The following is a 17876-nucleotide window of genomic DNA, read 5'->3' as shown; positions in this document are numbered from 1 at the left end:
CGCCTCGTTCGTCAGGAGAGTTCGTCGAAGGTCGCCTGGCCCGGCAGCTGCGCTTTGTATTTCTCCAGCACCAGGTCGATGCCCTGCCGGATGTATTCGGCCACGGGCACCTTCGTCTTCTGGTTCAGCGCCTTGAGCAGTTCGTTCTGCTCCGGAGTGATGTAGATGGTGGTGCTGACTTTCTTTCGGGCCATGGCGATACGTGAAAATATATGGAATGACGTGGCCTGCGAAAGCACGGAAGTGAAGAGGCGCGAACATGGCGCCCCACCTGCTCGGGAGGCACCTTGGCTTCTAGCAACCGTTTGATTTTCCTGGGCTTCCTGGTTGCTGGCGCGCTCGCGGGCTGCGCCTCCCAGAAGGCCGCGGAGGCCCCTGACGCAGCGCGCAAGCGCCCCGAGGCGGAGGGCGTCCGGGGGAAGCAGGCCCCGGGAGAGACCGTCACGGAGCTGGACGCCAACGGCGATGGCCGCACGGACGTGTGGGAGTACCGGCTCAAGGACGCGCTGGTGCGCAAGGAGCTGGACCTGAACTGGGACGGCCGCGTGGACGTCACCCAGTACCTGGATCCGCAGGGCGCGAAGGTCCGCGAGGTGATGGACCTGGACTACGACGGCAAGGTGGACGCCACGTACCACTACACCGAGGGCAAGCGCACCAAGGGCGAGCGGGACCTGAACGGCGACGGCCGCGCGGACTCGTGGCTGTACTACGAGAACGACACGCTCGTGCGGAAGGAGCGCGACGCGAACCACGATGGCCGGGTGGACTACTGGGAGTACTGGGAGAACGGCCAGGTGGATCGCATTGGCGAGGACCTGGACGGCGACGGCACCGTGGACCAGTGGACCCGCAATCCGAACCCGGCGGCGAAGCCCAAGGAGTGACGTCGGAGGCCCGGCCGGCGCACCGCGAAGGCGCGCCAGCGGGCTTCACGGCGGGGACTACGGGGCGCTGGTGCCCGTGCGCCCGTAGGAGTCCTCCAGGCGCACCACGTCGTTCAGCTCGGGGGTGCTGACCTCGAGGATGTCGCAGTCGGTGATGGCGACCATCCGGTGCTTGGTCAGCGGCTTGATGTGGTAGCTCTCACCGGGGTTCATCTCCTTCTCGATGAGGCCCTGGCCCTCGTCCACGACGAAGAGGAGCTTGCCGCTCTGGACGTGGATGGTCTCGTCCTTCACGTTGTGGAACTGGAGGCTCAGCTTGTGGCCGGCCTTCACGTGCAGGAGCTTGCCCACGTAGCGCTCCGTGTGGGCCCAGATGAGCTCGTGCCCCCAGGGCTTCTCCACCCGCTTCGTCGTCGTCATTTGCTTCGTCTCTTCCTTGCCCAGCAGCGCTAGTTCGTGCCGGCCACGTACGCGTCGAGCTGGGTCTCGCGCTTGAAGTCCGTCAGGTACCGACCCGCGGCTTCCTTGCTGGCGAAGCTGCCCATCCGGACGCGGTACCAGGTGCCCTTTCCAGGCACCTCCGCCGCCAGGATATAGGGGGCATAGCCCTTGTCGCGCAACCGCGCGGCGAAACGGTCGGCGTCCTGGCGGCTCTGGAAGGCAGAGAGCTGGAGCGTGAACGCCCCACCCTTCACGGCCTCGGACGGACGCGGCGGCTCCGCGGGCAGCGCCTGGGCCCGGGCGATGGCCTCCTTCATGCCCCCGTCACGCGCGGCGGTGCGGGTGGCGACCGGCGTCTCCTCCACCTTTCCCTTCACCGGCTCCACGACCTTGGGCTCCGGCTTCGCGGCGACCTTGGCGGGCTCTTCGACCTTGGGCTCGGGCTTGGACTCCGGCTTGGCGAGCGGCTTGCCGTTGGCGATGGCGTCCTCCTCGGCGGCGTCCATCGCGGGCAGCTCGCCCGTGTCGGGGTCCGGCGTGGGGGCCAGGGTGGGCTTCGCCGCGACCTTGGGGGCCTCCGCGGGCTTGGGCTCCGGCTTCGTCTCTGGCTTCGCGGCGACCTTGGGGGCCTCCGGCTTCGCGGCAACCTTGGGCAGCGGCGGCAGGGGCTCCGAGCCCGTCTTGCGGGTGAGCTCGTCCGGGAAGGTGAGCGGCGGATCCTGGCGCGCGTCGTTGAGGACCTGCGCGTTGGCATCCAGCGCGGAGAGCAGGTCCGGGGCGGCGGCCGTCTGCGAGTCGCCCGCGAGCTTCTTGCCCACCACCACGCCCAGCACGAACACGGCGCCCATCACGACGATGCCGGCGATCAACAGGCTGACGATCTGCCGGTTGTCCAGCGAGACGTCGAACTTCTCCTTCATCCGGTGGGCGTCACGCATGGCGGGGCAGACCTCGATCGCGCGCTCACGGCCCGTGTAACGGCCTGTAGCGACAGCGTGCGCGCAAGCTACGCCCCACCCCCAGGCGGGTCAAATTCGCGGAGGCAGCGAAGTCCCAGTGCGCGCGAGGCCGGAAGTCCGGCCCCAGCAGCTCCGGCGACGCCTTCAAGGGACGACGCAGGATGCGCCGGGTGGGCTCAGACGATCCACCCGCCGCCGAGCACGCGATCCCTGTCGTAGACGACCGCGGCCTGCCCCGGCGTGACGGCGCGCGCGGGCTCGTCGAGCTTCACCGACACCAGCCCGTGCTGCGAGATGTGGATCCGCCCCGGAGCGCCCGCGTGGCGGTGACGGATGCGGACCTCCACGGCCTGTTCGGGCGAGGGCGGCCCGTCCACCCAGTGCGGCTGGAGCAGGCCGAACTGCGCGCGGCCGGTGCCCTCCGCGGGGCCCACGACGACGCGGTTCGTCTCCGGCTCCAGGCGCTGCACGTAGCGCACTTCGCCACCGCCCAGGTTGAGCCCCTTGCGCTGCCCCACGGTGAAGCGGTGGATGCCGTTGTGCGTGCCCAGCACCTTGCCGTCCGGATCCACGACCTCGCCGGACGGCTGGGGACCGGCGACCTTCTCCACGAACCCGGCGTAGTCGCCGTCGGGCACGAAGCAGATCTCCATGCTCTCCGGCTTGTGGGTGGTGGGCAGGTGGTGGCGCTCGGCGACGGCGCGCACCTCCGGCTTGGTGAGGTGGCCCACCGGGAAGAGCACGTCCTTCAGCTCCTCCTGCCCCAGGGTGAAGAGGAAGTAGCTCTGGTCCTTGGCGGCGTCCACGGCGCGGCGCAGGTGGAAGCGGCCGTCCACCTCCTCCACCTGGGCGTAGTGGCCCGTGGCGAGCCGGGCGCCCAGGGCGCGCGCGCGCTTGAGGAGGAAGTTGAACTTCACGTCGCGGTTGCAGCTCACGCAGGGGATGGGCGTCTTGCCGCCCAGGTACGACTGGACGAACGGGTTGACGACCCGGTCCTGGAAGATCTCCTCGGCGTTGGCCACGTAGAACGGGATGCCCAGCGTCTGGGCCACCGCGCGGGCGTCGTCGATGTCGTCCGGACTACAGCAGCTGCCGCACTTCGCGGCGCCCTCGTAGGACCAGACGCGCAGGGTGATGCCGATGACCTCGTGGCCCTGCTCCTTGAGCAGGGCGGCGGCGGCCGAGGAATCCACTCCGCCACTCATCGCAACGACGACTCGCATGGGGCTCCTTCCTACACGCCCCCAGGCCGCGACGCACGGCCAGAGGCGCTCCAGGCCCCCTCCCCTGCCCTCCGGCCGGGAGGAGGCCCTCGTGTCATGAACCGCGCGCCGCCCAGGCCGTGAGCAGGGAACAGAGCGCGTCCGCGGTGTTCAGCGACGGGTCGTCGAGCACGGATTCGACAAGGTACCGGGTGGCCTCGCCCACCTTCGGTGAAGGGCCGATGCCCAGCGTCTTCATGATGTCGCCCCCGGTGAGCGCCAGCTCCTTCGCGGAGAGAGGGGGCTTCGCGGCGGCCAGCGCCTCCAGCCGCGCGGCCAGCGCCTCCACCGCGGGCAGCCGCTCCGGGGCTCGGACCTGGACGCGGGCCTTCGCCACGGAGAGGAGCGCGGGCAGGTTCGAAAGGCCCACGCGAGCAAGCAGCCGGCGCAGCGCGGAGTCCGCGTCGTCCACGCGCGTCTCCAGCTTCGCGTGCTCCACGAGCAGGCCGATGAGGTCCGCGGACTTGTTGGGGAACTTCAAACGCAGACACAGCTCCCGGGCCTGCGTCGCGGTGTCGATGTCCGCGAGCAGCGTGGCCATGCGCAGGTCCGCGTCCAGCGGCGCGGCCTGCACGGCGGCGCGGGCGAGCCGGACCGTCTCCGCGTCCGCGTGGGCCACCTCCGGCAGGAACACCGCCATCAGCCCCGTGTCCGCCAGCAGGTGCAGCCCCATCTCCGCGCGGGGGGACAGCAGCAGCTTGAGCAGCTCCTCGCGCACGCGCTCCAGCGCGACCTTGCGGAACACGGCCAGGGTCGCGGGGATGGCGTCGCGGGTGTCAGGGTCCAGCGTGAAGCCCAGCACGGCGGCGAAGCGCACGGCGCGCAGGGGACGCAGGCCGTCCTCGGAGAAGCGCTCCTGCGCGGAGCCCACGCAGCGGATCAGCTTCGCGGGCAGGTCCACCTGGCCGCCGAACGGATCCACCAGCTCGCGGTCCAGCGGGTTGTACGCCATGGCGTTGATGGTGAAGTCGCGCCGCGACAGGTCCTTCACGATGTCGCGCTCGAAGGACACGGAGCTGGGGCGCCGGCCATCCAGATAGTCCCCTTCCGAACGGAACGTCGTCACCTCCACGTGGTTGCCGCCGGTGACGACGGTGACGGTGCCGTGCTGGATGCCGGTGGGGATGACCTTGCGGAAGGCGCGCTGGACCTCTTCCGGCAGCGCGCTGGTGGCGACGTCGAAGTCCTTCGGATGGACCTTGCGCACCATGTCCCGCACGCAGCCTCCGACCAGATAGGTGGGGTGGCCCAGCTCGCGCAGGCGGGTGATGACTTCGAGCACGGGCTTCGGAATGTCGGCGTCGTGGAGGTTGGCGATCATGTCCGCAGGGGTGGGAGGAGGCGGGCGCGTACGTTGCCGTCTTCCGGAGGGCCTTGCCACTGCGATGGCCCCCGCGAAGGCCGGCATACGACAAATGACGTATACGTGGGCAAATGAAAGTCTTCAGGAAACTCCAGCCCACACGCCCCGACAATCATTTCAACGCATCACCTACCGCGGGCACGGTCCAACGGGCCGCCGCCCCCTGCGAGGAAAACCATGTTCAAGGTCACCAGCAACCACACGTTCAAGAACCCCTCCCGCCTGCAGATTGATCAGACGACGCAGGGCAAGAAGAGCGACTACAGCCACGCGGTCAGCGGCGTGAACCAGCTCCTCGACAAGGGCAACTTCGGCATCTCCGACCGGTCCAAGAACAGCGTCATCGACAACGTCAAGAAGGTGGAGACGGGCGCGCGCAGCGAGGTCAACGCGCACCAGCGCGAGGCGCTGAACTTCGGCCGCGACGCCTTCGTGAGCATCAGCAAGGGCCAGTTCAAGCAGGGCGCGGTGGAGGCCCTCGGCTCCGGGCTCAACGGCGCGGCCTCGGTGTTCAAGTCCACGTACACGCCGACCCCGCACGAGAAGCAGGGCATCGCCCCCTGGTGACCCCTGCCTGCTGACGGGCCGGGCATCACGCACGGCGTCTGGCGGGTGCATCTGTTAACGATGCACCCGCCATGTCCGAATCCCAAACCACCGCGGTGCACGTCCACGACGCCTGTGAGGTGTACGTGGGCCGCGCCTTTCGCGCCTGGGCAAAGCCCGGGCCGCTCAACCCCGTGCCCGGCCGCTTTGGCAATCCGTTCAAGCCCGGGGGTGTGAAGACCTGGAAGGCGATGATCCGCACGTACTTCGAGCCGTGGCTGGCGAAGCTGCCCGCGGACGAAGCCGAGCGGATCCGCGACGAGGCCCAGCGGCGCATGGCGCCCGGCCCGGACGCGTTCGAGTCCTTCCGCTGGTACCTGGAGCTGCGCACGAAGCACGACGCGGACTTCCTGCGCGACGTGAAGACCTTGCGCGGCAAGCGATTGGGCTGCTGGTGCAAGCCGGGCCCGTGCCACGCGGACGTGCTGGCCGCGTGGCTGGACTCAGGGCCGCGTTAGTGACGCGCGCTCTCCCGCTCGCGGACCTGTGCGGGCTGGGACGTGAGCCCTGCTTCCACCTGCTTCCGCGTGCCCAGGGCTTCCGACAGCGTCAGGCAGGCCTGGGTGATGGCATTGCGCGCGGCGAGTGAGTCCGCCAGCGGATCCAGCATCACGAAGTCGTGGATCATCCCCGCGTACTGGAGGGCCAGCGCGGGGACGCCCGCGTCCACGAGCCTGCGCGCGTAGGCCTGGCCTTCGTCGCGGAGCACGTCGCACTCGCCGTTGAGGATCAGCGCGGGCGGCAGGCCTCGCAGCTGCACGTCGGTCGCGCGCAGGGGGCTGACCGTGGGCTCCGTGCGGACCGTGGAGTCCGGGGCGTAGTTGTCCCAGAACCACTGCATGCCGCTCCGGGTGAGGAAGTAGCCGTCCGCGTAGCGCGCGTAGGACCCCGTGTCGAAGCGGGCATCCGTGACGGGATAGAACAGCACCTGCTGCAGGATGCGTGGACCGCCGCGCTCCTTCGCCAGCAGCGTGAGCGCCGCCGCCAGGTTCCCACCCGCGCTGTCCCCCGCCACGGCGATCCGCTGTCCATCCAGGTCCGCTTCGCCGCCGTTCTTCGCGACCCACTGGAGCGCGGCGTAGGCCTGTTCGAGCTGCGCGGGGTACTGCCCTTCCGGAGCGGGCGTGTAGTTCACGAACACGACCGCGCACCGGGTGCCCACGGCCAGCTCACGGATCAACCGGTCATGCGTGTCCTTGTCGCCCAGCACCCAGCCGCCGCCGTGGAGATAGAGCACCACCGGGAGCTTCTCCGACGCGTCCGCGGGCCGCACGATGCGGACGGAGACCTGGCCGTCAGGGCCCACCGGCAGGGAGCGGTCCTCGATGCGGGCCGGCTTCCGCGCGCTCTTTCCCGCCTGCACGCTCCTGAGCACTCCACGCGCCTCCGTGGGAGGCAGGGTTTCGAGCGCGGGCCCGCCCGCCTTCTTCAACTGCTCCAGGAAGGCACGGGCGTGGGGATCCAATCCGGAATCGGAAGGCTGCTTCGTGTCGGTAGGCATGGCGTCTCTCCTCCTGGGCCGAGGATGGCCATGCACGCCTGGAGTGGGAGACGCAGGCACACGGTGGGCTTGTCCGATGCGCCGCATCTGTCCTTTACAATCAGGCAGACATGCTCGGTTTTTCACGGAGAGGTTGTTCGGCGCCATGTTCGGCCGGGGCCGGGCCTTCTCGCTCCAGCTTCAGGCGCAGGTGGCCCTCTGTCAGGTCGCCGCGGAGGCCAATACACGGAGGACCGCGAACGCGGCGGCTGCCCCAGCCCCTGAGTCGGCGAACCGCGCGAGCTAGCTGATGCGATGGCGGCGGAGCTGCTAGGACGGAGCGCATGGGACTCGATGCGAGCTACCAGGCCCTTCCCGGCGGTTCCCCGCTGCTGGAGCTGGCGCGACGGAACACCGGCGTGGGCGGATGGCTGATGTCCGTCACCCGGTTGCTCCGGGCTCCGCGCGAGGAGACCCTGGCACCGGGCGGTCCGGATTCCGACGAACTCCTGCTCCTGGACGCCGTGCGAGACGTGCTGCGCACCCGCCCCGACCTGGCGACGCAACAGGTGGACCTTGGCCGGAGGTGGGACCACCTGCACTTCGTCCTCTCCGACCGCCGCCGGAACGCGCCGGGAACGGAGGACGACTCCCTGGCCGGCATCGCGATCCACGGTGAGGCGGAGATCGCCCCGCACGTGGTGGCGCCTCAGGGCGTGCCCCTGCGCTACACGCGGCCAGAGACGGTGGAGCGGATCGCCCGGATGCTGGAGGCCGTGCGGTTCGACGCCCTTCGCGAGCACTTCACCTTCAAGAGCCTGAGCGACGCGGCCGTCTACAAGTGCCCGCGCGAGGAGGGCATCGACGAGGCCTGGCAGTGGCTCACCGAGCGCTTCGATCGCTTCCGCGCCTTCTACGTCACGGCCGCGAAGCACGGAGACGGCGTCCTTGTCTGTGTGGACTGAACCCTGGCGCCGCGCATGAAATACACGTTCGTCTTCACGGCCGCGGCGGCACTGCTCACCTTCCTGGCGCAGCGGCTCCAGGGCCCAGGCTGGTTGCTGCTGTGGCCCGCGCTGAGCTTCGCGGTCCTGGCGCTCGCCTATGCCGGAGTGGGTGCGAGGGCCTTCGGGAAGCAGCCCTGCCCGGGCCGGTCTACGTCCACTGCGCGCAGGGACATGGGCGCACCGGGATGATCGCCGCCGCGCTCCTCGTGGCTCGGGGGGATGCTCCGGATGCGCAGGCCGCCCTCGCTCGGGTGCGTCAGGCGCGGCCCGGGGTGCGGCTCTCCGCCTTGCAGGAGCGTACGCTCGACGCGTTGTCGGCGGCCCTCCGCGCCCAGCCATGAACCGCGAGGCCTGGACACGGCAGGCCCCGCGGATGCTCAGGACCGCTCAGCTCTCAGCGGACGCAGTCTGCTCCGAGCCCGGATGGGAGGCGTCGCAGACCGGCGCGGCGTCCTGGGACAGCTCCGTGGAGACAGCAGCGGTCTCCTCGGAAGGCGACGGGGAGAAGCACCCCACCGACTCGCCACAGGTGGTGCGGTAGGTCCCTTCGTAACAAATCTGGTCGCAATACCCCTGACAGACATCCCAGCACTGCGGCGGATAGGCAACGGCAGCGGCGGGAGCCACGGCGAAGACAGCGGCGACGGCCATCAGGGACTGCTTCAGCGCGTTCATCGACACTCCTGGGGTGTGGGATGTGCCTGCGAAAAACCAGGCACGCCCGGCAGCAGACGCCAGCCACGGAAGACAATGACAGACTTCCACGCCACCAACGTCTCCGGCTGAACACCCACCTCATTCCCTGGATGATCCCCATCCCGGGAACCACGAAGCCACACCGGATGGAGGAGGACCTCGGCGCGGCCCGGGTGGAGCTGACGGCGGATGAGGTCCGCGACCTCACGGATGCCGCCGCGAAGCTCACGGCGCAGGGGGCCCGCTATCCCGAGGCCCTGGAGAAGCTGACCGGCCGCTGATTCGCTCTCACACGGCCTTCAGCGCCAGCTCGCGCGCGGCCTCGACGAAGAGTCGCAGCGGCGCGGAGCGCTGCGCACGGCTGGGGTAGTAGAGGAAGAAGCCGGGCACGGTGGGCGCGTAGGCCTCCAGCACCCGCACGAGCTTCCCGGTGCGCAGCCGCTCCTCCACGGCCGGCTCGAAGGCGTACGCCAGCCCCACGCCCTGCTCCGCCAGGGTCGCGGGCAGATGGATGTCATTGGTGACGACGCCGCCGCGCACCGGCACGCGCCAGTTCTTGCGTCCGCGCTCCAGCTCCCACGGGTAGAGCGTTCCGGTCGTCTGCGAACGGAAGGTGATGCACTCGTGCTTCAGCAGGTCCTCGGGACGCTGGGGCGTGCCGTGGCGCGCGAGGTAGCCGGGCGACGCCACCACCACGAAGCGGAACGCCTCCGTGAGGCGCACCTGCACCATGTCGCGCTGGATGGACTCGCTCAGCCGCACGCCCGCGTCGTAGCCCTCCTCGACGATGTCCACGAAGCGATCCTCGATGACGACCTCCACCTCCACCCGTGGATGTCGTTCACGAAAGGTGGGGACCACCGGAGTGATGACGTAGGGCACCGCCGCCGTCAGCACCGTCAGCCGGACCCGGCCCACGGCCTCTCCGGGTTGCGCGGCCACCTCGCGGAGCGTGGCCAGCGTCTGCCCCACCGCGGGGCCAGCTCCCTCCACGAGCCGCCGGCCTACGTCCGTCAGCGCCACACTGCGCGTGGTACGCGTGAGCAGCACCACCCGCAGCTGCTCCTCCAGCTGCCGCACCGCCTGGCTCACCGCGGCCGTGGAGACGCCCAGCTCGCGCGCCGCACCGCTGAAGCTGCGCAGCCGGGCCACGGCGAGGAAGACCTGCAGCTGCGTGAAGGGGGCCGTATTCATTCGCGAGGACCGTACCCGAAGCCACTGTTAAGCACCCGTTAAGAGCCTATTGGCTCCTCGCGCGTAGTCATCCACGGGGCTGGCGCGTATCTCTCTTCGCACGTGAACGGGGCCCGATGCCCCTGGAGAGAAGACACATGCCTACCGCCAACGCCTACGCCGCCACCTCCGCGAAGTCACCGCTCGGTCCCCTGGCCATCCAGCGCCGGGAGCTGGGCCCGCGCGACGTGCTCATCGAGATCAAGTACTGCGGCATCTGCCACTCCGACATCCACACCGTCCGCGGCGAATGGGGCGAGGCGACCTACCCCATCGTTCCCGGCCATGAGATCGCCGGCATCGTCACCGGCGTCGGCGCCCAGGTGAAGAAGCACGCCGTCGGCGACCGCGTCGGCGTGGGCTGCATGGTGGACTCCTGCGGCGACTGCGCGTCCTGCCGCAAGGGCGAGGAGCAGCACTGCCTCAAGGGGATGGTCGGAACGTACGGCGCCACCGGGCGGGACGGCCAGCTCACGCAGGGCGGCTACTCCACCCACATCGTCGTGACCGAGGACTTCGTCCTCAAGATCCCCGAGGGCATCTCGCTCGACGCCGCCGCGCCGCTCCTGTGCGCGGGCATCACGACGTACTCACCGCTGCGCCGCTGGGGCGCGGGGCCCGGCAAGAAGGTGGCCATCGTGGGCCTGGGCGGCCTGGGACACATGGGCGTGAAGTTCGCTCGCGCGATGGGCGCGGAGGTGACCGTCCTGTCGCAGTCGCTGAGCAAGAAGGAGGACGGCCTGCGCCTGGGCGCGCACCACTACCACGCCACCAAGGATCCGGAGACGTTCCGGAAGCTCGCGGGCACGTTCGATCTCATCGTGAACACGGTGAGCGCGAAGATCGACCTGGACGCCTACCTGTCCCTGCTGGCCCTGGACGGAGCCCTGGTCAACGTGGGCGCTCCCGCGGAGCCGCTCTCGGTCAACGTGTTCTCGCTGATCATGCCCCGCCGCGTGTTCACCGGGTCGCTCATCGGCGGCATCCCGCAGACGCAGGAGATGTTGGACTTCTGTGCGAAGCACCACATCGGCGCGGACATCGAGGTCATCCCCGCCAGCAAGATCAACGATGCCTACGAGCGGGTGCTCGCCTCCGACGTCCGGTACCGGTTCGTCATCGACACGTCGACCCTGAAGTAGCCCTTCGGGAAAGGCCCCACGTCCTGCCGCCGCTGGGGCGGCCCCGTCCCACTGCCTGAGTGAGCGAACAGCCCCCTGCCCCTGCTGGGCGATGGTGGGCCGGTTCGAGTTGGCGAACAGTCAAGCCTCCCAGGCAGTGGCAGGAAATCCCTGCGGGAGGCGTCGCCATGAGAGCGGTTCTGGCCGGAGTCACCCTGCTCTTTTCGGCGGCATGGTTCAGCGCCTGCACATGTCCCAAGAAGCAAGGTGCTGTGAAGACGATCGAGCTCACGCCGCCGAGCGCAGCCATCCAGGTGGGTGAAACCCAGACCTTCACGGCGGTGGCCAAAGACGAAGGTGGCAAGGTCCTGGAGGATGTGGGCTTCACATGGACCTCCTCGAACCCAGCGGTCGCCACCATTGCGGATGGCACAGCGACGGGCCAGACGCCCGGGGAGACCGGAATCACCGCCTCCGCGAAGAGGGTGACCAGCAATGGGGTCACCCTGTCCGTGGCACCCGCGGAGCAGGCGAACAGCCTTCAGCGCATTGATGCGGCACGGGCCAGAGGAGAACTCAATGACGAGACAGCCCTGATCTACAAGGTCTTCGCCATCTTTGGCGACGAGCGACTGCCCAGGCAGTACCTGGGGGACGATCGCGCACTGGATGGCACGGCCCTCATGGATGAGCTGGTGGAGTCGGTTGGAACGCTGTCGTCCGAAGCCCAGGCCACGCTCCAGCCATTCCTGCTCACTCCTCCGGAGGCTGGGAGTTGGTTCGCTCTGCGCGAGGCGGCTGGGGAGGAACGCGCCACTGCCCGGCAGGTCTCGTGGGGAACCGTTGTGACAGCCAACAACAAGGTCAAGCTCTGGTACCACAAGCGCTTCGCCGGGGACGCTGTCCGCGCCCAGCGAATCGCTGATGAGATTGACGGCGTCATCTGGCCCAAGCTGACCGGCCTCCTCCGGGAGCCGCTGCCCGACTGCGGCGCTGCCTGCCCGCGCGGGGGCGGAGACGAGCGCATTGACATCTATCTGGTCGACACGCGCGTCAGCCTCGCCCGCCGCTTCAGCTGCTGCCAGGGCTCGTCCGCCCTCGTGCTGCTCTCAAGACAGGCCTCGTTTTCCGTCGTCGCCCACGAGCTGATGCATGTCATTGCTTCAGCCTACCCCCGCGACTCCAGCCAGGAGTACCACTGGCTGAGCGAAGCCTCGGCGAAATGGGCGGAGAATTACGTCTACCCCAAAAGCAACATGGATCCCGATTACCCGTCGACCGACGACGAGCACTTCTCCGCCCAACGCTTCTTGCTGCTTCCTGACTTCCCCCTGGAATACCGCAACAATGCCCACGAATACGGTGCGTATCTGCTCCCGTTCTATCTCGCGGGCCCAGGTCAGGCGGGATCCGCCGTCGTCAAGACCATCTGGGAGAACGCCACCAACCCGAGCAGCCTCGGAGCCGTCAATGCCGCGATCGCTGGAGGGTTCGAGAAAGTCTGGCCCGAGTTCGTTCTTCACAACTGGAACCAGGATCCCGTGACTGACTACCGGGCCTGGGACGGTCTGCAAGCTCACGCCCAGGCGACGGGCACCTTCCACGTCGACGCCCCAGGAGAAGAGTCATTGACGACCAACGTCAAACACCTGGCGGCCAACTACTACGCCTTCACCTTCACCAGCGATGATGTCCATAAGGTCATCGTGGAGAATCCACTGGCAGCGAGCGCTGACCCCGCGGCTCGGGTTCAGGCCCTCGTGAAGATTGGCGGCCAGTGGCGGGCGCCAGAGGACTGGACGAAGCTCCAGAAGAAGAAGTTCTGTCGTGACAAGCCAGAGGAGCATGTCGAAGAACTCGTCATCATCATCAGCAACAGCGAGTGGCAGGATCGCTCGCACGTCCTTGCTGACGACCTTGTGACCGTCAAGTCTCTCAAGGAAGGTTGCACCTGCCCCGACCTGTCCGAAATCAAGAAATGGACAGGCCACATCGCCTTCTCGTACAGCGCGTCAGGCGCCAACAGCCATTACACGATCCAGACCGAGGTGAGCGCGGACGTCACGGCGACACTCGAGACTTCGAGGTTCGGCGGGCCCGGTAGCCCCACTGGCACGGCGACCATCCATCAAACCGTGCGGGATGCCACGGATGGACACCTGGTTTCGAGCACCGAGGGTTCCGGCAACCCGACCCCCATCGTTCCGCCGAACGAGAAGGGGTCCGTCCTTCTGCTTTCACTCGACCAGGATCACTGCAGGTACAACCTGGGCGGGCGCGTCTTCATCAACGCAACGGTGAATGGGACAAGCCAGGTCGGGACCCACGTTGGCGGTATAGGTACTGCCTGGCGGCCCCTCCCTGACGATCTCGTGCTTGAAGGCGGCGGTTCCTATCCTGCCCACTCCTCCAACTACCTCGAGAACCTGCCCGATCTGACGGACTCGTTCGGCGGCACCTTCATCGACAGCTGGCTCCTGCAGATTCTGGGGGAGCAGGGGCTGGGCTCAGCCTCGGTGACGTGGAGATTCGCGCCGGTGGTTCCCCATCCCCCCGAAGCCTCCCGGGGCGCAGGCCCCAGCGGACTGCCCCAGAACTGAAGGACGCGTCAGCGGCGTTGTGCCGGCCTCCGGTCGCGCTCAGGACTCTGCGGGGATTCCCTCTCTCGCTCTGAGAAAGCGCGCGCCGCAATGAGAAACGCGATGACTGGCGATGGCTCTCCCTCACACAGTGAGGCCCGCTCCCCCCATTCCGTCGTGGTGATCCACGTCACCCCGCCGTGCCTTCATGCTGTCGCCCTGCCAGCGGCGCGCTGCCACCCGTGGTCGAGATGATGCGGAGGCCGCTTTCTCTAGGATCTCCGCCGGTGACCGGACGTCTCCGGTCCAGGGGGAGCCAGAATGAAGCAGACACGCGGATTCGCCGTTGCCATGGCTGTGAGCACCTTGCTCACGGGAGCGCCCGACGTCCTGGCCCGGGACACGGTTCCATCCAACGTGGAACCCAAGGTGATCTTCAAGTCCGGCCATGCCGTCAGGTGCGGGGACACCCTCACCGAGCACACGCTCCTCACGCATGATCTCAACTGCCCGAGTTCGGATCCCTTCGCGCTCCAGCTCGACGGCCCGGACATCCTGCTCGACCTGGGCGGCCACACCATCCGCCGCACGGGTCCGGTGAATTTCACCTCGCAAGGCATCGTGGTCGCCAACGGCAGGATGGTGCGCAATGGCACGGTCCAGGGATTCGCCAGCGGCATCACCACCACCAGCGGAGAGACCGCGCTGAACCTGCGGCTGCATGCGCTCGCGATCCTCGACAACGGCATCGGCGTCTACAACCGGGCGTCCAATGCGAACTTCCTCATCACGGACTCGCTTCTGAGCGGGAATGACACAGGGCTGAGGGGTGAGTTCGATGCGTCCACGGGAAACTTCGACGTGCGGTCATCCATCTTCACCCACAACGAGCTCGTGATGATCGCGGACTATCACGACATCGACGTGCTCGACTCCACGTTCACGTCCAATGGACGCATCTTCTTCTGCTGGGAAGGCTTCATCCGCATCAGGTCGAGCACCATCGAGTCGAACGATGCCGTGGGCACGGCCCACAATGACGGCGAAGGCCCCCGCCGCTGCTACGAAACGCGCTTCGAAAACACGCTCATCGCGAACAACGCCGCGTTCGCGCCTGCTGATGAACCGGTCTGGGCGCCGCTCTCGCTCGCGATGCTCGACACGCTGGTCGTCAGCAACGGCACGGGGCTCCAGGCCTCTGCCTTCAACGTCTACATCGACGGCAACACCTTCTATGGCAACGCAGGCGGCCTGACCCTGTCCGACCGCGCAGGGTCCTCCCCCGGTTCACTCACGGGCATCGTCCGCGGCAACGAGTTCCTGTCCAACGACGGCGACGGACTCCGGGTAGAGCCGCCCAGCACCCCCACGGTGATCAACAACGTCGCCCTGGGCAACGCGGGCTTCGGCATCTATGCGCCGACCGCCTTCGACGGGGGCGGGAACGTCGCGCGAGACAACACCGCGGGCGACTGCGTGGGCATCGTCTGTTCGCCCTTCTGAGCACCTTTGTGTCGCCGTCCAGGCGGAGGGCTGCCACCCCTGGACGGAATGACGCGGGTGGCGCGTTCCCTAGGCTCTCCGCCGGTGGCCGGACGTCTCCGGCCCCGGGGAGGCAGCATGCGGAAGACACGCGGATTCGCCGTGGTCGTGGCGGTCACCACCTTGCTCACGAGCGCGCCCGAGGCGCAGGCCCGGGACACGGTTCCTTCCGAATTGGAACCCAAGGTGATCTTCAAGTCCGGTCACGACGTCCAGTGCGGAGACACCCTCACCGAAAGCACGATCCTCACGCATGACCTCAACTGTCCGGGTTCGCCGCCCCATGCACTCGAGCTCAATGGCGCGGACATCGTCCTGGACCTGGGCGGGCACACCATCCGCCGCATCGGCCCGGAGGTCCCGGGTTCACTCGGCATCGAGGTCACCGACGCCAGGATGATCCGCAATGGCACGGTGCAGGGCTTTGGGTACGGTATCGACGTCAGCTTCAGCTCCCCCACGGTGAACCTGCGACTGCACGAACTTGCGCTCCTCGACAATGGTTACGGCGTCTACAGCGCGTCCCAGACGAACTTCCTCATCACCCACTGCCGTCTGACCGGGAATGGCCGGGGACTGGGCAGCGTGTTCGATGCGTCCACGGGACTGTTCGACGTGCGCTCCTCGATCTTCACCCACAACGGGATCGCGATGGTGGCGGACTTCCATCACATCGATTTGTTCGACTCCACCTTCACATCCAATGGGTTGGTCAGCTTCTGCTTCGGTGGTTCCTTCCGCTTCAGGGCAAGCACGATCGCGTGGAACGACGCAGTGGGGCGGATGCAAGTCGACCAGGGCGGCCCCAACACCTGCGGAGAGATGCGGTTCGAGAACTCGCTCATCGCGAACAACGCCGCGTTCGCGCCCGCCGACCGGCCGGTCTGGGAACTGAACAGGCTCGCGATGATCAACACGATGGCTGTCAGCAATGGTCTGGGTCTCCAGGCCTCCGCCCTGACGGTCTACGTGGACGGCAACACCTTCCATGACAATGGCGGCGGGCTGACCCTGTCCGACCTTCCGGCGCCCGTCCCCGTCCCGCTCACGGGCATCGTCCGCGGCAACCAGTTCCTGAGCAATGGCGGTGACGGCCTCCGGGTGGTGCCGCCCAGCACGCCCACGGTGATCAACAACCTGGCCCTGAACAACACGGGCTTCGGCATCTACGCGCCCACCGCCTTCGACGGGGGCGGAAACGTCGCGCGAGACAACACCGCGGGCGACTGCGTCGGCATCATCTGTTCGCCCTTCTGAGCACCACCGTGTCGCGCTCCAGGCGGCGTGCTGCTCCCACTGGGGGGGAAGCCGTCTGGAGCAGCGTGCCTAGCCTCTTGCGCCGGTGGCCGGACGTCTCCGGCTCGGGGAGGCTGCATGAAGCAGACACGCGGATTCGTCGTCGCCATGGCCGTGACCACCTTGCTCACGGGAGCGCCAGACGCCCAGGCCCGTGACACGGAGCCTTCCGACGCGGAAGCCCAGGTCGTGTTCACCGGCGGCTCCCACGTCCGGTGCGGTGACACGATCACCGAGCACACGCGACTCACGCGCGATCTCTACTGCCCCAGCTCGGCGCCCTTCGCGCTCCAGGTCGACGGCCCGGGCATCGTCCTGGACCTGGGCGGATACACCGTGCGCCGCACGGGTGCGGCGAACTTCACCTCGCATGGCATCGTGGTCGCCAACGGCAGGATGGTGCGCAATGGCACGGTCCAGGGATTCGCTAGCGGCATCTCCACCACCAGCGACGCACCCGTGCTGAACCTGCGGCTGCATGCGCTCGCGATCCTCGACAACAATGTCGGCGTCTTCAACCGGGCGTCCTATACGAACTTCCTCATCACGGACTCGCGCCTGAGCGGGAATGGAACAGGGATGGCCGGCGAGTTCGATGCATCCACGGGAACCTTCGACATTCGGTCATCCATCTTCACCCACAACGGGATCGCGATGTTCGCGGACTTCCATAGCTTCGACGTGCTCGACTCCACGTTCACGTCCAATGGGAGCGCCGCCTACTGCTGGCACGGAGTGTTCCGCTTCAGGTCGAGCACGCTCGCGTGGAATGACGCCGTGAGCACGATCCCCAACGACGGCTTTGACGCCCGCGTCTGCAGCGAGATGAGGTTCGAGAACACGCTCATCGCCAACAACGCCGCGTTCGCGCCCGCCACGACTCCGGTCTGGGAGCCGATCCAGCTGTCGATGCTCGACTCGCTGCTCGTCGACAACGGCACGGGGCTCCAGGTCGCGGCCCAGACCGTCTACATCGACGGCAACACCCTCCATGGCAACGCGAGCGGCCTGACCCTGTCCGACCGCACTGGCCTCGTCACCGTCCCGCTCACGGGCATCGTCCGCGGCAACCAGTTCCTGTCCAACGACGGGGACGGACTCCGGGTAGAGCCGCCCAGCACACCCACGGTGATCAACAACCTGGCCCTGAACAACACGGGCTTCGGCATCTACGCGCCCACCGCCTTCGACGGCGGCGGAAACGTCGCGCGAAACAACACCGCGGGCGACTGCGTGGGCATCGTCTGCGCCATGTACTGACGTCCCCGCCAGCGGCGGCGAACTTCGGCTGCCCTGGCTGGAACAATTCACCTCCAGATACCTGCACACACCCGGGGCGCCTTGAGGCGCACCTGGGTCGTTTCACTAGCGTGGCCTCCGTCCATTCCACCCTGGAGGTCGCGA

Annotated in this window: 20 protein-coding genes; 12 read left to right on the top strand and 8 right to left on the bottom strand. The window is 67.8% G+C overall.

Annotated features, from left to right (window positions below; genetic code table 11):
• Positions 1-11 precede the first annotated feature (11 nt).
• Positions 12-194 carry a ribbon-helix-helix domain-containing protein gene (locus D7V80_RS10050; RefSeq protein WP_014397342.1) on the bottom strand — a complete coding sequence of 61 codons (183 nt, stop codon included), beginning with the start codon at positions 192-194 and terminating at the stop codon, positions 12-14.
• 93 nt (positions 195-287) lie between these two features.
• Between D7V80_RS10050 and D7V80_RS10045 the strand changes: the two genes are divergently transcribed.
• Entirely contained in the window at positions 288-887 is a 600-nt protein-coding gene (locus D7V80_RS10045) for a hypothetical protein (protein ID WP_120587943.1), read from the top strand.
• A 57-nt stretch (positions 888-944) separates the two neighbouring features.
• Here D7V80_RS10045 and D7V80_RS10040 read toward each other — a convergent pair whose 3' ends face one another.
• The 4 genes from D7V80_RS10040 to D7V80_RS10025 form a co-directional block, all read right to left on the bottom strand.
• Entirely contained in the window at positions 945-1307 is a 363-nt protein-coding gene (locus D7V80_RS10040; protein ID WP_014397344.1) for a cupin domain-containing protein, read from the bottom strand.
• Between the two features lie 29 nt (positions 1308-1336).
• Positions 1337-2266: an SPOR domain-containing protein gene (locus tag D7V80_RS10035; RefSeq protein ID WP_120587942.1), complete on the bottom strand. Its 930-nt coding sequence runs from the start codon at positions 2264-2266 to the stop codon at positions 1337-1339.
• Positions 2267-2463: 197 nt separating this feature from the next.
• Positions 2464-3510 (bottom strand): tRNA 2-thiouridine(34) synthase MnmA, encoded by a 1047-nt coding sequence (gene mnmA, locus D7V80_RS10030; RefSeq protein ID WP_120587941.1) that lies wholly within the window; start codon positions 3508-3510, stop codon positions 2464-2466.
• 94 nt (positions 3511-3604) lie between these two features.
• Positions 3605-4870, bottom strand: a complete 1266-nt coding sequence (locus tag D7V80_RS10025) for a CCA tRNA nucleotidyltransferase (RefSeq protein ID WP_120587940.1) — start codon at positions 4868-4870, stop codon at positions 3605-3607.
• A gap of 219 nt (positions 4871-5089) precedes the next feature.
• Between D7V80_RS10025 and D7V80_RS10020 the strand changes: the two genes are divergently transcribed.
• Both D7V80_RS10020 and D7V80_RS10015 read left to right on the top strand, forming a co-directional pair.
• Positions 5090-5479: a hypothetical protein gene (locus D7V80_RS10020; RefSeq protein ID WP_120587939.1), complete on the top strand. Its 390-nt coding sequence runs from the start codon at positions 5090-5092 to the stop codon at positions 5477-5479.
• A gap of 71 nt (positions 5480-5550) precedes the next feature.
• On the top strand, positions 5551-5976 hold the full coding sequence (locus tag D7V80_RS10015) for a DUF4326 domain-containing protein (RefSeq protein WP_120587938.1): 426 nt from the start codon (positions 5551-5553) through the stop codon (positions 5974-5976).
• Here D7V80_RS10015 and D7V80_RS10010 read toward each other — a convergent pair.
• A complete protein-coding gene (locus D7V80_RS10010; RefSeq protein ID WP_120587937.1) occupies positions 5973-7019 on the bottom strand; it encodes an alpha/beta hydrolase in 1047 nt (348 codons plus the stop codon). The two genes, D7V80_RS10015 and D7V80_RS10010, sit on opposite strands and share 4 nt — an antisense overlap.
• A 323-nt stretch (positions 7020-7342) precedes the next feature.
• On the opposite strand from D7V80_RS10010, the gene D7V80_RS10005 reads away from it, so the two are divergent.
• The 3 genes from D7V80_RS10005 to D7V80_RS42650 are packed head-to-tail and all read left to right on the top strand — an operon-like array spanning position 7343 to position 8346.
• Complete coding sequence (locus tag D7V80_RS10005) at positions 7343-7963, top strand: DUF1877 family protein (RefSeq protein WP_120587936.1); 621 nt, start codon at positions 7343-7345, stop codon at positions 7961-7963.
• A 15-nt stretch (positions 7964-7978) separates the two neighbouring features.
• A complete protein-coding gene (locus D7V80_RS42655; RefSeq protein WP_233585243.1) occupies positions 7979-8194 on the top strand; it encodes a hypothetical protein in 216 nt (71 codons plus the stop codon).
• Positions 8140-8346: a protein-tyrosine phosphatase family protein gene (locus D7V80_RS42650; RefSeq protein WP_233585242.1), complete on the top strand. Its 207-nt coding sequence runs from the start codon at positions 8140-8142 to the stop codon at positions 8344-8346. Before D7V80_RS42655 ends, D7V80_RS42650 begins: the two co-directional genes overlap by 55 nt.
• 46 nt (positions 8347-8392) lie before the next feature.
• On the opposite strand, the gene D7V80_RS09995 is transcribed toward D7V80_RS42650, so the two are convergent.
• Positions 8393-8680 carry a hypothetical protein gene (locus D7V80_RS09995; RefSeq protein ID WP_120587935.1) on the bottom strand — a complete coding sequence of 96 codons (288 nt, stop codon included), beginning with the start codon at positions 8678-8680 and terminating at the stop codon, positions 8393-8395.
• Between the two features lie 167 nt (positions 8681-8847).
• On the opposite strand from D7V80_RS09995, the gene D7V80_RS43460 reads away from it, so the two are divergent.
• Complete coding sequence (locus D7V80_RS43460) at positions 8848-8982, top strand: hypothetical protein (protein WP_255417629.1); 135 nt, start codon at positions 8848-8850, stop codon at positions 8980-8982.
• Between the two features lie 7 nt (positions 8983-8989).
• Here the strand turns inward: D7V80_RS43460 and D7V80_RS09985 are convergent, their stop codons facing one another.
• Entirely contained in the window at positions 8990-9895 is a 906-nt protein-coding gene (locus D7V80_RS09985) for a LysR family transcriptional regulator (protein ID WP_120587934.1), read from the bottom strand.
• Positions 9896-10032: 137 nt separating this feature from the next.
• Here D7V80_RS09985 and D7V80_RS09980 point away from each other — a divergent pair, with 137 nt between their 5' ends.
• From D7V80_RS09980 to D7V80_RS09960, 5 genes are all read left to right on the top strand, one after another.
• A complete protein-coding gene (locus tag D7V80_RS09980) occupies positions 10033-11076 on the top strand; it encodes an NAD(P)-dependent alcohol dehydrogenase (protein WP_120587933.1) in 1044 nt (347 codons plus the stop codon).
• 167 nt (positions 11077-11243) lie between these two features.
• Positions 11244-13655 (top strand): Ig-like domain-containing protein, encoded by a 2412-nt coding sequence (locus D7V80_RS09975; RefSeq protein ID WP_120587932.1) that lies wholly within the window; start codon positions 11244-11246, stop codon positions 13653-13655.
• Between the two features lie 330 nt (positions 13656-13985).
• Positions 13986-15137, top strand: coding sequence for a right-handed parallel beta-helix repeat-containing protein (locus tag D7V80_RS09970; RefSeq protein WP_370452477.1), 1152 nt, complete (start codon positions 13986-13988; stop codon positions 15135-15137).
• 117 nt (positions 15138-15254) lie between these two features.
• Positions 15255-16433, top strand: coding sequence for a right-handed parallel beta-helix repeat-containing protein (locus D7V80_RS09965; protein ID WP_120587930.1), 1179 nt, complete (start codon positions 15255-15257; stop codon positions 16431-16433).
• A gap of 117 nt (positions 16434-16550) precedes the next feature.
• A complete protein-coding gene (locus D7V80_RS09960) occupies positions 16551-17732 on the top strand; it encodes a right-handed parallel beta-helix repeat-containing protein (RefSeq protein WP_120587929.1) in 1182 nt (393 codons plus the stop codon).
• The last annotated feature ends 144 nt before the right edge of the window (positions 17733-17876 follow it).

This window comes from Corallococcus sp. CA054B (genome assembly GCF_003611625.1).
Taxonomy (GTDB): domain Bacteria; phylum Myxococcota; class Myxococcia; order Myxococcales; family Myxococcaceae; genus Corallococcus; species Corallococcus coralloides.
This window is presented reverse-complemented; position numbering and strand designations above follow the sequence as displayed.

Bases quoted from the DNA above. Each gene is read 5' to 3' on its own strand.
- D7V80_RS10010 (WP_120587937.1), bottom strand. From the start codon at position 7,019: ATGCCTACCGACACGAAGCAGCCTTCCGATTCCGGATTGGATCCCCAC.
- D7V80_RS10035 (WP_120587942.1), bottom strand. From the start codon at position 2,266: ATGCGTGACGCCCACCGGATGAAGGAGAAGTTCGACGTCTCGCTGGAC.
- D7V80_RS42655 (WP_233585243.1), top strand. From the start codon at position 7,979: ATGAAATACACGTTCGTCTTCACGGCCGCGGCGGCACTGCTCACCTTC.
- D7V80_RS10020 (WP_120587939.1), top strand. From the start codon at position 5,090: ATGTTCAAGGTCACCAGCAACCACACGTTCAAGAACCCCTCCCGCCTG.
- D7V80_RS10025 (WP_120587940.1), bottom strand. From the start codon at position 4,870: ATGATCGCCAACCTCCACGACGCCGACATTCCGAAGCCCGTGCTCGAA.
- D7V80_RS09995 (WP_120587935.1), bottom strand. From the start codon at position 8,680: ATGAACGCGCTGAAGCAGTCCCTGATGGCCGTCGCCGCTGTCTTCGCC.
- D7V80_RS10015 (WP_120587938.1), top strand. From the start codon at position 5,551: ATGTCCGAATCCCAAACCACCGCGGTGCACGTCCACGACGCCTGTGAG.
- mnmA (WP_120587941.1), bottom strand. From the start codon at position 3,510: ATGCGAGTCGTCGTTGCGATGAGTGGCGGAGTGGATTCCTCGGCCGCC.
- D7V80_RS09970 (WP_370452477.1), top strand. From the start codon at position 13,986: ATGGCTGTGAGCACCTTGCTCACGGGAGCGCCCGACGTCCTGGCCCGG.
- D7V80_RS09980 (WP_120587933.1), top strand. From the start codon at position 10,033: ATGCCTACCGCCAACGCCTACGCCGCCACCTCCGCGAAGTCACCGCTC.
- D7V80_RS10050 (WP_014397342.1), bottom strand. From the start codon at position 194: ATGGCCCGAAAGAAAGTCAGCACCACCATCTACATCACTCCGGAGCAG.
- D7V80_RS09985 (WP_120587934.1), bottom strand. From the start codon at position 9,895: ATGAATACGGCCCCCTTCACGCAGCTGCAGGTCTTCCTCGCCGTGGCC.
- D7V80_RS10040 (WP_014397344.1), bottom strand. From the start codon at position 1,307: ATGACGACGACGAAGCGGGTGGAGAAGCCCTGGGGGCACGAGCTCATC.
- D7V80_RS09975 (WP_120587932.1), top strand. From the start codon at position 11,244: ATGAGAGCGGTTCTGGCCGGAGTCACCCTGCTCTTTTCGGCGGCATGG.
- D7V80_RS09960 (WP_120587929.1), top strand. From the start codon at position 16,551: ATGAAGCAGACACGCGGATTCGTCGTCGCCATGGCCGTGACCACCTTG.
- D7V80_RS10005 (WP_120587936.1), top strand. From the start codon at position 7,343: ATGGGACTCGATGCGAGCTACCAGGCCCTTCCCGGCGGTTCCCCGCTG.
- D7V80_RS09965 (WP_120587930.1), top strand. From the start codon at position 15,255: ATGCGGAAGACACGCGGATTCGCCGTGGTCGTGGCGGTCACCACCTTG.
- D7V80_RS43460 (WP_255417629.1), top strand. From the start codon at position 8,848: ATGGAGGAGGACCTCGGCGCGGCCCGGGTGGAGCTGACGGCGGATGAG.